This window comes from Chryseotalea sanaruensis (genome assembly GCF_003990915.1).
GTDB classification, from domain to species: Bacteria; Bacteroidota; Bacteroidia; order Cytophagales; family Cyclobacteriaceae; genus Chryseotalea; species Chryseotalea sanaruensis.
The window spans coordinates 239,616-254,692 of the sequence record NZ_BHXQ01000004.1 but is presented as its reverse complement, the minus strand read 5'-3'; the positions used below and the strand labels follow the sequence as shown (position 1 = coordinate 254,692).

Here is a 15,077-nt window from a genome sequence, read left to right as displayed (position 1 = left end):
AAACAAAGGTATGCCAAATTCAGCAGCTTCCGATTCACAACGAGAATCAGCATTCGGGGAGCTGAACCGGCATACCTGTTTAGTTATTCAATGTCCTTTAGTTAAATACAAATCCATTAGGCCCTCTGCCCGATGAGAAGCTGTCGATAAAGCTACCATCAAGATTATAACGATACACTTCTCCATCACTTGCAAAACCTTTGGCATCACCTAGATAAATGATATTGGTGTTTTGATCTATGTCTAGTCCGTAAAAACCTGTCGCGCTGGCTCTTGTAAATAATGGTTCAGCAGGTGCAACGATGGCAGATGTTGCCAACTTATACACCGATTTTCCTGAATAATAGTAGAGCGCATTTTTTGTTTTGTCTGTAACTAATTTTGAAGGAACATTACGATTAAGTTCAATTGTCTTCACTACTGCCTCTGTAGACGGATCTATCTGCACCAAGGCACTATTATTCTCCTGGTAATCACCTCCGCAAACTACCCAAAGTTTGTTTTGAGCATCAAGCACAAATTCTCCTGGTGATGAACCTACTTCTATTGTCTTCACAACGGCATCAGTTGTGGTGCTGATTACCGAAATGGTATTAGTAAAATTATTGGATACAAAAATTTTATTGCCTACAGCAATAACATGCTCAGCACCAAAGTCAGTTGTAATGGTTTTGGTTACGCTATATGTTGTTAAATCTACTACTGAGACGCGACCCGATTCTGAAAAACTTACCCATTCTGTTAAATAACCCTTGCCACTGGCTGTAGCAAAATACCTTGGCAGTTTAACATTGTTTATGGTATGGAGTGCTTCAAAAGTGTTGACGTTTACAACTTCAACTTTATTATCGTTGTTCACAACAATGTACGCTTCATCACCCACCACAGTCATGGACTGAACAACATCGCCTAAAGCAAGACCATCATTGACAAGACCAAAGATATCTTCAGTGGTTATTTTCGTGTTTGGATCAAAGAAGGAAACGGATCCGTCACCCGCCATAAAATTCCCTTCATTAATAACAAGCACACCATTATCAAAATCGCCTTTGGGTCCATTCTCGCTTTCATCGCAGCTTGCTAATAAAAAAATGCCCGCCAGCAGTATTACAAAAAAATTCAGTTGTGTTTTTTTCATTTTAATTGATTGTTTACTTGAATTGAGATACTCATTGAAAAATTGCGACCCGGCATCGCATGCTTTGCAAAATTTTCGTAGTACAGATTGGAGAAATTATTCACCTGCACACGTGATGTCAGTAAAACTTTATTCCAATGCCATTCTTTAAAAAGTTCAGCATCCATGAGGAAGTAGGCATCTAAAGCCTGTCTTTCGCTATTCTCCAGTGAGATGAAGCGCATACTGGTGTAGTTATTACGCAGCATAATTGTCCATCCGGAATGGCTCGCACTTAGCATTAATCTACCTGAATGAATAGGCACATAGGGAAGCTGCTTACCAATGCTTGATCCATCTATGCCTCTTTCATTGATCGATTTTGTAAAACTGTACGAGAGTTTTGCGTTCAATTGGCCTTTGCCCTGTTGTGTGTTTGCTGTCAGATTACTTTCCAGACCATTAATATTTACTTCCTGAAGATTGATCGGAGCCCAGTTGCTATTTTCATTGGGCAGCCATACGATCATATTAGTCGTTTGGGTTTTGTAATAACTAAGCTCAACATCTACTTTAGTATACTTAGTTTGCTTTTTCCAATTAATACCAGTTTCAATTTGCCAGGCATCTTCTGCCTTCAAGTTTTGATTGCCAACAGGTAACCAATACCTATCGTTAAGTGTGGGGATACGAAAAGCCCTTGCGGCTTGCCCCCGCCAAGTCAGCTTATTTAACTTTGTTTCAAATAATTTAAGCTCTGTTCCGAGTGAAGGCGCAAAGGGAGCATAACGTACATCATAGAAGGCCTGACGTAAATTGATGCTTAATAACCAAAACGAATTAATACTGTATCGAATAGAAGAATATACATCATAACGACTTTCAACAAGATCAGAAGGATAGTTATCTCCAAAAGCTTCATATCGATTAGCACTTCCGCCCCAACGAATGTTTATTTGTCTTGATAGCTGCTTGTCTACATTAATCAAAGCTGACCATTGATTGGTGCTGACTAAACTGTTTGCATCATCTGTGTATTCCTGCTCATCACGAATGTGAGCTACTGTTGCTCGCATTACACCAAGATCTGAAGCAAGATCATAATGCAAAGCAAGCCTCACTTGTTTGTTATCCAGGGTTTCATTAGCACCAAAATTGGTGACTGTAGGTTGGTTATGGCGAAAGTTATGAGCGTAAATTCCTTCAAGCAAAACTTGTTGTGTTTCACTTATTTTATAAGCAATCTGTTGACGAACACCTTCATTTTTTACAGCTGCATTTTCTTGCCTTCTTATATAACCAACAGCAGGAGAGTTATAAGGAAAATCGTTTTTGATTTTAAAACCATAAAGGCTGGTAGAAAAATTCCATTTGTGATTACCCCCATTAAATTTAATCCCGCTTGCAATACGACCAAAGCTACCCACCTGTTGGTGGAATAATGCGTTAAAGCCTCTCGAGAAAATTACATTTTCATTTTTTAAGGATACACTTCCTCCAATAGCATCTGTACCAACTAAAGCACTACCCGCTCCATATTGTATCAGTACCTCATCAAATAAAAACATGGGCACAATAGAAAAATCAGTTTGCCCCAAAGTAGGTGCGTTAACATTGATGCCGTTCCAAAGCACTGCTGTCTGCGAAGCTGTGGTGCCTCTGAAACTGATCGTGCTTAATTGTTCGCTACCATAATTTTTAAAGTATAGCGATGACTCAGCAGCCAAGCTGGCAGCTAATGTCTGCACAGTATTGCCTTGCGACAAAGTATTTACTTTAGCACCAACCGCATACGTTGTTATACGGATTCCGTAAATTTCTACAGGCGCGAGCACAGTTGTATCGCTTTGTGCCAACAAATGCGCAGCACAAAGTACAAGCGTAAAAAGCATACCCAATCGCAAAACCATAATCGTTTAGTTGCGACAGGTGGATAACCAGAAAAGTCTGAAAGCATAGCCTTCGAACAACCCTGACCTTTCACCCGAAAGTCAAAAAATTTTTTAATGATTACGGCAGGTCTCCTGGCTCGCCTACTACTAACGCCTTCCCATGTTAATGTTGCCATCAACACAGTGGCTTGGTTGTCAGTAGCATTTACCAGACTAAACAATGTCTGATATTGGCTTACAGTTGCGGGGACAGCTTTCGTTTTACACGAAATTCCCTTTTAATCTTCAGAGCCTGTAACAGGATGAAGAACCGCGAATCGGTTGCAAATATAGAAAGCTGCAATTCAAAACAAAAAGAAGTCAAATACTTATTAAGGTTCTAAGCTTAACAAGCTTTAATATTGCACATGCGTTTATATAGTCTTTTTGTTTTTGCTTTAATAGTCGCTTCCTGCGGCAGCAAGAAAAACCACAGCAATAATTTTCTTATTGATTCAACTTATACTAAGTATGCAAAAGGTTTTCGGGTTTCTTACAAAGAAAACATTACTCAGGTTGAGGTTATGAAACCTTATCAGGGATCAGAAGAGGTTTTAACCTATTGGCTAATTGATGCTGCGACTGAAATACCAGCTCACGACAGCCATATTAAAATTATCAGGACACCTATTAAAAGTATTGTCTGTACATCCACCACACACATTCCTTTATTAGATTACTTAAATGAAAGTGCTGCATTAGTTGGTTTTCCTACAACCGATTATATCAGTTCTGAAAAAATGCGGATGAGAATTGACAGTGGTTATGTTATTGATCTGGGTGTTGATAAAGGACTTAATATCGAAAAGCTTGCTGCACTATCTCCTGATGTGGTGATGGCTTATACCATGACTGGTGATTACGGACAATTTAAAAGTATAGAAGATTTAGGAACACCAGTAGTCATCAATGCCGAATACCTTGAAGAACATCCACTGGGAAGAGCTGAGTGGATTAAATACATGGCGCTTTTCTTTGATAAAAAAATAATGGCCGACTCGGTATTCTTTGCTATTGAGCAAAATTACTTACAAATAAAACATAAAGTAGATTCACTAACCAACCCTAAACCAACAGTTATGAGCGGCATCGTATATGGCGATGCATGGTTTATGCCTGCTGGTCAAAATTATGCTGCCAAGCTTTTGCGAGATGCAGGCTTCAATTATTTATGGAGTGATGATTCTACCGCGGGTTACTTACAATTACCTTTTGAACTCGTTTATGATAAAGCCAATATGGCAGAATATTGGATTGGCGTGGGCTCTTTTAAATCATTAGGAGAAATTGGCACCAGCGATAACCGCTACACTAAATTTAATGCTTACCAAAGCGGAAAGGTTTACACCTACAATGCCCGCATCGGAGCTACTGGCGGAAGTGAATTTCTGGAGCTAGGCTACCTAAGACCTGATATCATTTTGCAGGATCTTGTAATGATTGCCCACCCCCATCTTTTTACCGAACCATCATTGTATTTTCATAAACAGCTGAATTAGACTGTTCGTTAATAAAAGTTAATCCAATATTTTAACAAGGAGTAGATCTTTTAAGCGCTACTTTATTAGCCAAAGAATACTCTACCTAACAAAGAATTTTACCTATTTTAGCACGTTTATTTTGTAAAAATCTATCATGAAGTTTCAGAAAATCAACAACATTACCGGTTGGCTAGTATTTGCTGTAGCACTCGCTACCTATTGGCTAACTATGGAGCGCACCGCCAGTTATTGGGATTGTGGCGAATTCATAGCCGTATCGTACAAATTAGAAGTGCCTCACCCTCCGGGAGCACCCTTGTTTCTATTGATTGGCCGACTGTTCTCGTTTCTGGCCATGGGCGATGTAACCAAAGTTGCTTATTGGATTAACTTCTCAAGCGTATTGGCTAGTGCCTTTACTATCATATTCTTGTTCTGGTCGATTGTTCTTTTCGGTAAAAAACTTTTAAAACTTAATAACAATGATGAGTTAACAGACTCAAACACATGGTTGTTGATGGGGGCTGGTTTGGTCGGCTCTCTTGCTTATACTTTCTCCGATACTTTTTGGTTTTCAGCGGTAGAAGCTGAAGTGTACGCAATGTCATCGTTCTTCACAGCTCTGGTGGTTTGGGCCATGCTTAAGTGGGATGTTATTGAAGATGAGTCGAAAGCAAATCGTTGGCTCATTTTGATTTTTTACATGATGGGGCTTTCCATCGGTGTCCACTTATTGAACTTGGTAACCATACCTGCGCTTTCACTGATTTACTACTTTAAAAAATACAAGCCTACATTTTGGGGTATTGCGTCAACGCTGGCTGTCAGCTTAGTTATTATTTTCTTTATCAATTCCATAGTTATCCCGGGCCTTCCTTCTTTTGCAGGTAGCCTTGAGATCTTCTTTGTAAACTCATTACGCTTGCCTTTCAATTCGGGCATTATCTTTTTTATTGTTGCGCTATTTGGAAGTCTGATTTACGGTATCTACTATTCACAAAAGAAAGTAATGCCTATACTTAACACCTTCTTACTTTCTTTTGCATTTATTCTGATTGGCTACAGCTGCTATACCATGGTTGTTATCCGTTCAAACTACAACCCTCCAATCAATCAAAATGATCCTTCAGACCCGATTGGTTTTGTTAGTTACTTGAAACGCGAACAATATGGTAGCAGACCTTTATTAAAAGGTCAGTACTACGATGCACAACCTATTGAAGTTGTAGAAGGAGAGCCCGTTTATAAAAAAGGCAAAGACCGTTATGAACTTGTAGATCGTAAAATCTCTTACAAATATGATCCGAATCGTACAACCATACTTCCACGTATTTGGGTAAGCGATGCAAAAAAAGAATACGAACAGATTCTAGGTTTACGAGAAAATCAAAAACCAACGTTTGGTGATAACCTGCGTTTCATGTTTAACCATCAGATCAGTTGGATGTACATGCGTTATTTCATGTGGAATTTTGCAGGACGTGAAAGCGACATACAAGGTGCAGATTGGTTAAGACCAACAGATTGGTTCGAAGAATTGCCGCAAGCACTAAAAGAAAATAAGGGTCGCAATAACCTGTTCATGATTCCTTTCATCTTAGGATTGATCGGTATGTTCTACCAATTTATTCACGACCAAAAAAATCTTGCTGTAGTTGGCTTGCTGTTTATACTGCTAGGGGTTGCGTTGGTTATCTATCTGAACGGTCCTCCAAGCGAACCACGCGAACGCGATTACATTTATGCGGGTTCGTATTATGCTTTTTGTTTCTGGATTGGTTTCGCTGTTATTGCCATTGCCAAAACATTTGAAAAACTATTTAAGAACCTAACTGTGGCGACAATAGTGGCCACATTCCTCTGTTTAAGTGCACCTACAATTATGCTGGCTCAAAACTGGGATGATCACAACAGGAATCACCGCTATTTCTCAGTTGACTCTGCTTACAACTATTTACAGTCTTGTGAACCCAACGCTGTACTCTATACTGGTGGCGATAACGATACTTTCCCTCTGTGGTATAATCAGGAGGTTGAAGGTGTTAGAACAGATATGCGTGTAATTGTATTGAGCTACTATAACACAGATTGGTATGTCGGGCAATCTATGCGCCAGACTTACGAATCTGAACCGCTACCATACACGCTAACGCTTGATAACTATAGACAAGGTGGCCCGAACGACTATCTCCCTTATCAGGATCTGGGTATTAAAGAAATGGACCTTCATCAGTTTTTGGGTCTGTTGAAAAAAGATTACAAAGGATTACGTTTATACCCAACAGCCAACGTAGTGCCTACCAAAGAAATAGTGCTGAAGGTAGATGTAGCACACGTAAGATCGCTTGGTATTGTACCGGAAGGTTTTGATAGCTTGATTGTGCCTGAAATGAGATTTAAACTCAAAGGCGGTGGACTGGAAAAGAAAGATCTGGCTATGTTAGACTTTTTAGCAACCAGCAATTGGGAGCGTCCTATTTATGTAAACATGACTTCCCTTGATCAATTTAATGTTGATTTAAGTCGTTATGTTATTCAGGAAGGAAATGCTTACAGAATTCTGCCAATCTTCAATCCTAATCCTCGAATAGAGTTAGTAAACACTGAGGCTAGCATGGAAAACATGCTCAAGAAATTCCGCTACCGCGGACTTGATGATACACGTGCTTACTACAATCAGGATTATAGAAACTTTGTACTCAACCACAGAAGTTCTTTCGCATCACTTATAGATGGTCTGTTACTTGAAGGTAAAACTGAACAGGCACGTGAAGCAGTTATGTTCTGCTTCGAAAAAATGCCAGACAAAACCATTCAGTATGATCATGTAAATGCACGTTTGGTTGATGTACTGTTTGAAGTTGGCGAAAAAGAGAAAGCCCTGGAGGTTGTAAATATCATGTGGCCTAAAGCTGAAGCCATGACTATGCACCTAGCTGGTGAACAGGATTTCTCGAGAGAGTTTCAGATCAGCTATGCTGTACTAAACGAACTACAACGTGTACTCTATAAATATAACGAAGCAGAGTTAGGCAAAAAAGTTGAAGAGTCACTTGAGCGTTTAAACACTGTACTTAACATTCGCGACAGCGACCGATCAAATTTCTAAGATATTAATAGTGATAAATTCCAGATTCAAAAGTTCGATTTGAATCTGGAATTTTTATTTGCGACAAATCATAAATAAATCCAACGCTTCATCAGCTTTGTCTGTTTCAATATAATCACTGTGGTGTATATCCTTCACCAGCCCCTGATCCTGATGTTGAAGTCTATTTCTGTTCCAGCGATTCATTAATTCATACGGAATTCTTAATAGTGAAGCGGGTAAACGGTGTTGCAGATTTAAAACATCTAAGCGCGTAATACGCTCAACCGATTTTTTGTTTTCCTGATAATAAGTCATCACCTTTTCATTTCCGGTAATACCTTTCATTTCCACGTTAGTGAAATATTTTTTAGCAAGCATTTTTAGTTCATCTGCCAAATATTCACGCACATGCCAGGGGTTTCTGGTCAGTGACATTTTTCTGTTGGGTGTTGTGACCAGTGCTACTCCCCCAGGTTTTAAAACCCGATGCAATTCTTTTAAGAAAAGCTCATCATCTTCAATATGTTCAATCACCTGAAAAGTGATTAACACATCATAGGCGTTGTCTTTCAGCTCTCCCAACGGTGGAATGTTCATTGCCAGGAATTTACCCGATGGATACTTTACCCGAAGTTTACCTAAAGCACTTTCAATTTTATCCACTGCCGTGAATGAGGCAGATTGAGGCAACATCAGGTCTATCCCCCGGCCTTCACCGCACCCTACCTCCAGTACATCGCCATTCACAAAGGGTTGGGCGGCAACATAAGCCTTAAATAAGCGTTGATGTATAGGGTTATCGGATAAGAGATTATCAGAGGTAATTTCTGTAGTGAAAATCTTAGCCATTGCCCTTTTATTTAGTTAAAGTGTGCAAAATTAATCGAAGCACTGATCATATTTAACTGATTTGACCTTAATTTGCTATATGATGCGAGTACTGCTATTTCTGCTCTTGTGCGGCTACTATATGCAGGCACAACCCCTTCAAAACATCAACTACAATTATCTATACGACCCAGAAATGGGTTTTAGCTTTTCTTTGGATGTAATTAACAGCTCAGAAGATAGCGTGAGCATTGTTTATCAACTGAATCTAATTGATACTACAGATACCATCAATAACTACCTGATCACTTGGGAAACCTATAGTTCGGTGAGCGCTAAAGAAGCACAGGCAATCTATCCAGTTCACCAATATGTCACAGATGTATATCATATTAATGGTGTATTTCGGCTGCCCAAATCCAGCAATATCATAGCTGCTAAAGTCATTAATACTAACCTAAAGATTGCCTGGTTCTATTTTAAGCCGCTGGATCTTACAAAACACCAAGATGGTTTTTTAACGAGCAGCGCAAAGGTTATTCTAGACAAGGTTACGCCTACCGGAGAGCTTGTATCAATTACTCGCCCCTCCAATGTAGACAAGTCGCTAATTTACTTCTACGATGAAAACTTTCCTGCGGCCATACCCCCATTTGCCGAAGAGCAAATGTCGGTAAGTGCTGTTTTGCAAATTGATTCAACAATTGTTTTAAGGGGTAATTCTTTTACCCCATTTGCCAACGGATTATACCTTATCCAAGCTGATTCACTTTCTAAGCTTGGCATATCAATTATGGCTAGTGATGATTACCCGAAATTCCGAAAGCTTGAAAATCTGGTTGGGCCGCTAACCTACATCACAACAAAAAATGAATACGACAGACTTAAAAATAGTATAGGAGATAAAAAGGCTTTTGATCGGATTATTATTGGCATAACTGGCAACACCGAACGTGCTAAAGTATTTATGAGAAACTATTATAAGCGAGTAGAGTTAGCCAATCGATATTTCAGTTCTTACAAAGAGGGGTGGAAAACAGACCGGGGTATGATTTACATTACGTTTGGATTGCCAAATGCTGTTTATAAATTTTATGACCGTGAGGTGTGGGAGTATAATAATGCCATTGCTCCAAAAATAAGTTTTACTTTTGTACAGTCCTCTTCAGTTTTCGATCCTGACAACTTTGTATTGGTTCGGAAAAAAAGTTATCTGGATACCTGGCTACAGGTAGTCGATCTTATTAGAAGTGCACGTTTTTAATCCTGAGTTTTCATTTATAAGGCTAATTAATATTTAAAAAAACCAGCATGGATAAAAAAGATATGATTTACGGAACCCGGGCAGTTATTGAAGCTATCCGTGCTGGTCGTGAAGTTGAAAAGATAATGATTCAAACGGGTCTCTCTAACGACCTGATCAAGGAATTAATGGCACTCGCCAAGCAGCACAATGTGCCAATATTGTCAACACATGCCGATAAGCTTAAGCGTCTATCAACAAAAAACCATCAAGGTGTTATCAGCATACTTTCTGCTGTAAGTTTCGCTTCACTCGATAATATTATTCATAAAGCCTACGAAGAAGGTCGTGATCCTTTTTTACTATTATTAGATCGTGTTACGGATGTTCGCAATTTTGGTGCTATTGTAAGAACGGCAGAATGCGCGGGTGTTGATGCTATCGTTATTGCCGAAAAAGGAAGTGCACCTATTACCAGTGATGCGGTAAAAACATCAGCAGGTGCTTTAAATCACATGCCTATTTGCCGTGAGAAAGACTTGAAACATACACTCAAGTTTCTAAGAGAGAATGGTATAAAACTCATTGCTTGTACTGAGAAGGCTGCTAATACTTTTTATCAGCTGGCACTTACCGGCCCCATTGCTATCATTATGGGCTCTGAAGAAGATGGTATTTCTGATGCATTGTTGCGCGATGCCGATGACTTGGCCGCAATTCCTTTGAAGGGAGAAATTGGCTCGCTTAACGTTTCAGTGGCAGCCGGTGTAGCCATGTATGAAGTTGTGAGACAAAGAAACTAATCACTCCTCCTTCTCTAATTTCCGCAGTCGTTTTTTTGCATCTTTAAATGCCTCATCCTTTCTACCGGATTTTTTCTTAACCTCTTTAAAATAGTAACGCGCTTCTGTTTTCTTTCCTTCCCTTTCAGCTATTTCTCCAAGACTGATTAATGAATAGAGATAATAGCCAGACTCGGTTGCACCTACTTTCTCCGAAAACATTTTAGAGAGCAGATAGTATTTCTTTGCTTCAGTCAGATTATTCCGCGCTTCATAAATCTGTCCTAAAAAGAAGGAGGCGTAACGCCCACTGGTAGCTTCATAACCCAACATGCCACTATCAATACGTTCCAGAATATTTTTACACACCGGCTCAGCTTGTATAAAGCGTCCTGCGCTGTACAAGGCTCTTGCATTATAGCGATGAAAAAATGGATTATCAGGGTACGTTTTATTCAAGTAGTCACTTAAGTGCAACGCCTCTTGTTTATTATTCTCATAGCTATTTTGAATCCGCATTAACCAAACCATTGCTTCTGTTCTGGTATAAAACGCATTGTAAGAAACTTCGCGCAGCTGTTTAAGTCCTAGTGCCTTATCTCCTTTAGGGAAAAACCACATAATCGGTTTGAGCGATGAGTAGTTCTCGGGCACCCATACAGAAAAGTAATTATAGAGTGCATCACCAAAAAGTAATTCGGGACTAAGAGAATGGTACCCCTTACTCATTTCGAGATAATTTAAGGCTTGCTTACCGGCAGCGGCAGCTTTAGTCCAATTTTTTCTCTCTTCTTCCGAGTACAATCGTCCTTTAAATCCATATGCCGCAGCTAAAAAAAACATGGATTCTACTTTATAGGCTGGGTGCTTTTTAAACAAGTTTTCCGAAATCAAAATTGTTGTATCCATATATGCCAGAAAACTTTCATCATACGATTTGTTAGTCAGGTCTGGCATTATTTTCCACCACTCAATCAGGCCCATTAAAAAATAGGGCAAAGGATGCCATTTATACTTTTGCTTAAGCCATAGAAAACGCTTTTCAGCCTGATCAAACTTGAAGTTATAGAGGTCATCCAGGGCCTGCGCACAATACAATTGCACAGTTAAATCCGACAAAAGAATAATTGTTGTATCTTTTTTTACTAGTTCTTGTGCCTGCACCTTATTTATTGCGACCCATAGGCAACAACAAGTAGTTAAGACCAGGAATGCTTTGTTTATAACGCCATTTTTCATGTTACATTCTGCTGAAAAGATATGAATTCAACTTCAACAAGCGAAAACCCTTTTTACGCAGCCGATAAGCGGGTTTTGTTTCTCTTGCTTTGCGCCCTTACGCTCTTGTTACTTTACATCAAGAAAGCCTTTATAGAAAACGAAACTGCAGCCTTTGAGTTCCTTCAAGATCGTCCGGAAGGTACGGTTTTACAAATTATTAGTGGATTACAATACCTTTCTATTCCCCTGATCTACTTATGGAAGTTCACTGTAATTGGTTTTGTTTTATGGGTGGGCTGTTTTATGTTCGGTTACCGTATTACTTATTCCCAATGTTGGGGTATAGTAATGGCTGCTGAGTTTGTTTTCCTTATTCCCGAACTGATAAAAATAGGCTGGTTTATGTTTGTCGATACTGACCCTGACTATTTCTCCATAAGAGGGTTTTACCCATTATCGCTCATCCATTTTTTCGATTACACCAGTATGGACAAACGCTGGGCTTATCCGCTGCGAGCGCTTAACGTTTTCGAAATTGTATATTGGTTTGCCCTGGCAAATGGGGTTCATTATTTTGCACGAAAAGAAAAGAGGATTGTTTGGTGGATAGTGGCTTGTGGTTACATATTGATCTTCCTCTTGTGGCTAGTCTTTTATGTGATCGTTTATAAGTAGGGCTCTAGTATTAAGTTACTAGCTGTGAGCTTCGAGCTACTAGCCCATGAGAAAATAGAGCATCTTAACAAATAGCGGAGGCTTATTCAAACTTTCTCTAATCCTCGGTCTCTGTCTAACGGAATGAAAACCATAAATGGAGGGAAGAAGTGGTTTGTGAGGACACAAACCACGGTAGTTAAAACAAAAAAGCCCTTTCAGTTTCCTGAAAGGGCTTTTTTAATAAGTGCGTTCAAACTACACTTTAATTTCTACATCAACACCGCTAGGCAATTCAAGCTTCATTAATGCATCTACAGTTTTAGCGCTATTAGAGTAGATATCTACTAAACGCTTGTAGGTACACAATTGAAACTGCTCACGTGCCTTCTTGTTTACGTGTGGCGACTTCAATACTGTGAATTTTTCTTTCTCAGTAGGAAGTGGAATAGGACCGCTTACTACAGCGCCTGTTGCCTTTACCGCTCTTACAATCTTCTCAGAAGATTTATCAACCAGGTTATGATCGTAAGACTTTAGTTTGATTCTAATTTTTTGGTTCATAATGTTCTTGTTCAGGAAATCGTCTAAATCCTATTTATTATTTCGCCATTGCGGCACCTTTTACTTCTTCAATTACCTTATCAGCTAAGTTCTTAGGAACCTGAGCATAATGAGAGAATGTTAACGTTGCAGAAGCACGACCTGATGTGATGGTACGTAAATCTGTAATGTAACCGAACAATTCCTTCAACGGAACGTCAGCCTTCAACACCTGTGCATTACCACGGTTGTCCATACCCTTCATAACGCCACGTCTTCTGTTCAAGTCACCTGTTACAGAACCTGTGTATTCGTCAGGTGTTACTACTTCTACACCCATAATCGGCTCCAACAAGATTGGACCCGCTTTGCGTCCAGCTTCTCTGAAACCACCACGAGCAGCTAATTCGAAAGACAAAGCATCCGAGTCAACATCGTGGAATGATCCGTGGAACAAACGCACTTTCATGTTGTCGATCTGATATCCGGCTAAAGGTCCGTTTACCATTGCTTGTTCAAAGCCTTTTTGAATCGCAGGAATGAATTCGCGAGGGATAACACCACCCACAATATCATTTACGAATTCAAGACCTGGCTTATCACCTTCCTGCATGTCGCGTGGACCGATTTCGAATACGATATCGGCAAATTTACCACGTCCACCAGTCTGCTTCTTGTAAACTTCTTTATGTTCAACCGTAGTAGTAAGCGCTTCTTTGTAAGCAACCTGAGGAGCACCCTGGTTGATCTCTACTTTGAACTCGCGCTTCAAACGATCGATAATAATTTCAAGGTGAAGTTCACCCATACCGCGAAGGATAGTTTGACCTGTTTCGTGATCTGTGTTAACACGAAGTGTAGGATCTTCTTCTACCAATTTCGCAATTGCCATACCTAACTTATCAGCATCTACCTGCTTCTTAGGCTCGATAGCGTAACCAATTACTGGCTCAGGGAAGTTCATAGACTCGAGAACTACCTTGTTCTTTTCATCACAAAGTGTATCTCCTGTCTTAATATCTTTAAATCCAACAACAGCACCAATATCTCCAGCTTCTAAGCGCTCAATTTGGTTTTGCTTATTCGCATGCATTTGGAATACACGAGAAATACGTTCCTTTTGCTCAGAACGTGTATTATATACATAAGAGCCAGATTCCAGCACACCTGAGTAGGCGCGAATGAAACACAAGCGTCCTACGAATGGATCGGTTGCAATTTTGAAAGCAAGTGCTACGAATGGACCTTTTGTATCAGGCTTAACGGGCACTTCAGCATCTGTGTCAGGATTTGTACCAACAATTGTATCCTTATCCATCGGTGAAGGAAGTAACTCCATCACATAGTCAAGCATAGTTTGTACACCCTTATTTTTGAAAGAAGAACCGCACACCATTGGAACGATCTTCATATCGATAGTTGCAGCACGAAGCGCCTTTAAAATCTCAGCCTCTGTAATAGAGCTAGGATCATTAAAGAACTTCTCCATGAGTGTTTCATCATAGTCAGCTACTGCTTCCAGTAATTTTTCTCTGTATTCATTGGCTTCATCAACCATGTCAGCAGGAATAGGAATCTCAGTGAAGGTCATTCCCTTATCCTCTTCATTCCAGATGATACCACGGTTGTTTACCAAATCAACAACACCTTTAAAGTTTTCTTCAGAACCAATAGGTAATTGAAGAGCAACTGCAGTGCTGCCTAATTTCTCTTTAACTTGCTTTACAACACCAAGGAAATCTGAACCAGAACGGTCCATTTTGTTTACGAAACCAATACGTGCAACCTTGTAGTTATCAGCAAGGCGCCAGTTTGTTTCAGATTGAGGCTCAACACCATCAACCGCACTAAACAAAAATACAAGACCATCCAATACACGCAAAGAACGGTTTACCTCTACAGTAAAATCTACGTGACCAGGTGTATCAATGATGTTTACGTGATAATCGTTATTTCTGTACTTCCAGAATACGGTAGTAGCAGCAGAAGTAATAGTAATACCACGCTCCTGCTCCTGAGCCATCCAGTCCATGGTAGCTGCACCATCGTGTACTTCACCAATTTTGTGGTTTACACCAGCATAGTAAAGAATACGCTCTGTGGTAGTTGTTTTACCCGCATCGATGTGAGCGGCAATACCAATATTTCTTGTGTATTTAAGATCTCTTGACATGAACTTCTGCCTC

Annotated in this window: 11 protein-coding genes and 1 riboswitch; of the genes, 5 read left to right on the top strand and 6 right to left on the bottom strand. The window is 39.8% G+C overall.

Annotated elements, in window-relative coordinates; translation table 11 throughout:
• Positions 1-97: 97 nt before the first annotated feature.
• A complete protein-coding gene (locus SanaruYs_RS11870; protein WP_127122775.1) occupies positions 98-1,138 on the bottom strand; it encodes a YncE family protein in 1,041 nt (346 codons plus the stop codon).
• Complete coding sequence (locus tag SanaruYs_RS11865) at positions 1,135-3,027, bottom strand: TonB-dependent receptor plug domain-containing protein (RefSeq protein WP_127122774.1); 1,893 nt, start codon at positions 3,025-3,027, stop codon at positions 1,135-1,137. The genes SanaruYs_RS11870 and SanaruYs_RS11865 overlap by 4 nt, the downstream gene beginning before the upstream one ends.
• Positions 3,028-3,114: 87 nt before the next feature.
• A riboswitch (cobalamin riboswitch) is annotated at positions 3,115-3,339 on the bottom strand.
• Positions 3,340-3,416: 77 nt separating this feature from the next.
• On the opposite strand from SanaruYs_RS11865, the gene SanaruYs_RS11860 reads away from it, so the two are divergent.
• Complete coding sequence (locus SanaruYs_RS11860; RefSeq protein ID WP_127122773.1) at positions 3,417-4,547, top strand: ABC transporter substrate-binding protein; 1,131 nt, start codon at positions 3,417-3,419, stop codon at positions 4,545-4,547.
• Positions 4,548-4,683: 136 nt separating this feature from the next.
• Complete coding sequence (locus tag SanaruYs_RS11855) at positions 4,684-7,638, top strand: glycosyltransferase family 117 protein (protein WP_127122772.1); 2,955 nt, start codon at positions 4,684-4,686, stop codon at positions 7,636-7,638.
• A gap of 54 nt (positions 7,639-7,692) precedes the next feature.
• Here SanaruYs_RS11855 and SanaruYs_RS11850 read toward each other — a convergent pair whose 3' ends face one another.
• Complete coding sequence (locus SanaruYs_RS11850) at positions 7,693-8,469, bottom strand: class I SAM-dependent methyltransferase (protein WP_127122771.1); 777 nt, start codon at positions 8,467-8,469, stop codon at positions 7,693-7,695.
• A gap of 79 nt (positions 8,470-8,548) precedes the next feature.
• Here SanaruYs_RS11850 and SanaruYs_RS11845 point away from each other — a divergent pair, with 79 nt between their 5' ends.
• Together SanaruYs_RS11845 and rlmB are read left to right on the top strand one after the other, a co-directional pair.
• The gene (locus SanaruYs_RS11845) at positions 8,549-9,712 is read left to right on the top strand and encodes a GWxTD domain-containing protein (protein ID WP_127122770.1); all 1,164 of its coding nucleotides are present in this window, start codon (positions 8,549-8,551) and stop codon (positions 9,710-9,712) included.
• A gap of 47 nt (positions 9,713-9,759) precedes the next feature.
• Positions 9,760-10,494 carry a 23S rRNA (guanosine(2251)-2'-O)-methyltransferase RlmB gene (gene rlmB, locus SanaruYs_RS11840; RefSeq protein ID WP_127122769.1) on the top strand — a complete coding sequence of 245 codons (735 nt, stop codon included), beginning with the start codon at positions 9,760-9,762 and terminating at the stop codon, positions 10,492-10,494.
• On the opposite strand, the gene SanaruYs_RS11835 is transcribed toward rlmB, so the two are convergent.
• Positions 10,495-11,637, bottom strand: coding sequence for a tetratricopeptide repeat protein (locus tag SanaruYs_RS11835; RefSeq protein WP_246011903.1), 1,143 nt, complete (start codon positions 11,635-11,637; stop codon positions 10,495-10,497).
• Positions 11,638-11,733: 96 nt separating this feature from the next.
• Between SanaruYs_RS11835 and SanaruYs_RS11830 the strand changes: the two genes are divergently transcribed.
• Positions 11,734-12,369 (top strand): hypothetical protein, encoded by a 636-nt coding sequence (locus tag SanaruYs_RS11830; RefSeq protein ID WP_127122768.1) that lies wholly within the window; start codon positions 11,734-11,736, stop codon positions 12,367-12,369.
• Between the two features lie 237 nt (positions 12,370-12,606).
• On the opposite strand, the gene rpsJ is transcribed toward SanaruYs_RS11830, so the two are convergent.
• Positions 12,607-12,912 (bottom strand): 30S ribosomal protein S10, encoded by a 306-nt coding sequence (gene rpsJ, locus SanaruYs_RS11825; RefSeq protein WP_127122767.1) that lies wholly within the window; start codon positions 12,910-12,912, stop codon positions 12,607-12,609.
• A 37-nt stretch (positions 12,913-12,949) separates the two neighbouring features.
• The gene (fusA, locus tag SanaruYs_RS11820) at positions 12,950-15,064 is read right to left on the bottom strand and encodes an elongation factor G (RefSeq protein WP_127122766.1); all 2,115 of its coding nucleotides are present in this window, start codon (positions 15,062-15,064) and stop codon (positions 12,950-12,952) included.
• Positions 15,065-15,077: the final 13 nt, after the last annotated feature.

Bases quoted from the DNA above. Each gene is read 5' to 3' on its own strand.
- SanaruYs_RS11860 (WP_127122773.1), top strand. From the start codon at position 3,417: ATGCGTTTATATAGTCTTTTTGTTTTTGCTTTAATAGTCGCTTCCTGC.
- SanaruYs_RS11870 (WP_127122775.1), bottom strand. From the start codon at position 1,138: ATGAAAAAAACACAACTGAATTTTTTTGTAATACTGCTGGCGGGCATT.
- fusA (WP_127122766.1), bottom strand. From the start codon at position 15,064: ATGTCAAGAGATCTTAAATACACAAGAAATATTGGTATTGCCGCTCAC.
- rlmB (WP_127122769.1), top strand. From the start codon at position 9,760: ATGGATAAAAAAGATATGATTTACGGAACCCGGGCAGTTATTGAAGCT.
- rpsJ (WP_127122767.1), bottom strand. From the start codon at position 12,912: ATGAACCAAAAAATTAGAATCAAACTAAAGTCTTACGATCATAACCTG.
- SanaruYs_RS11865 (WP_127122774.1), bottom strand. From the start codon at position 3,027: ATGGTTTTGCGATTGGGTATGCTTTTTACGCTTGTACTTTGTGCTGCG.
- SanaruYs_RS11845 (WP_127122770.1), top strand. From the start codon at position 8,549: ATGATGCGAGTACTGCTATTTCTGCTCTTGTGCGGCTACTATATGCAG.
- SanaruYs_RS11850 (WP_127122771.1), bottom strand. From the start codon at position 8,469: ATGGCTAAGATTTTCACTACAGAAATTACCTCTGATAATCTCTTATCC.
- SanaruYs_RS11830 (WP_127122768.1), top strand. From the start codon at position 11,734: ATGAATTCAACTTCAACAAGCGAAAACCCTTTTTACGCAGCCGATAAG.
- SanaruYs_RS11855 (WP_127122772.1), top strand. From the start codon at position 4,684: ATGAAGTTTCAGAAAATCAACAACATTACCGGTTGGCTAGTATTTGCT.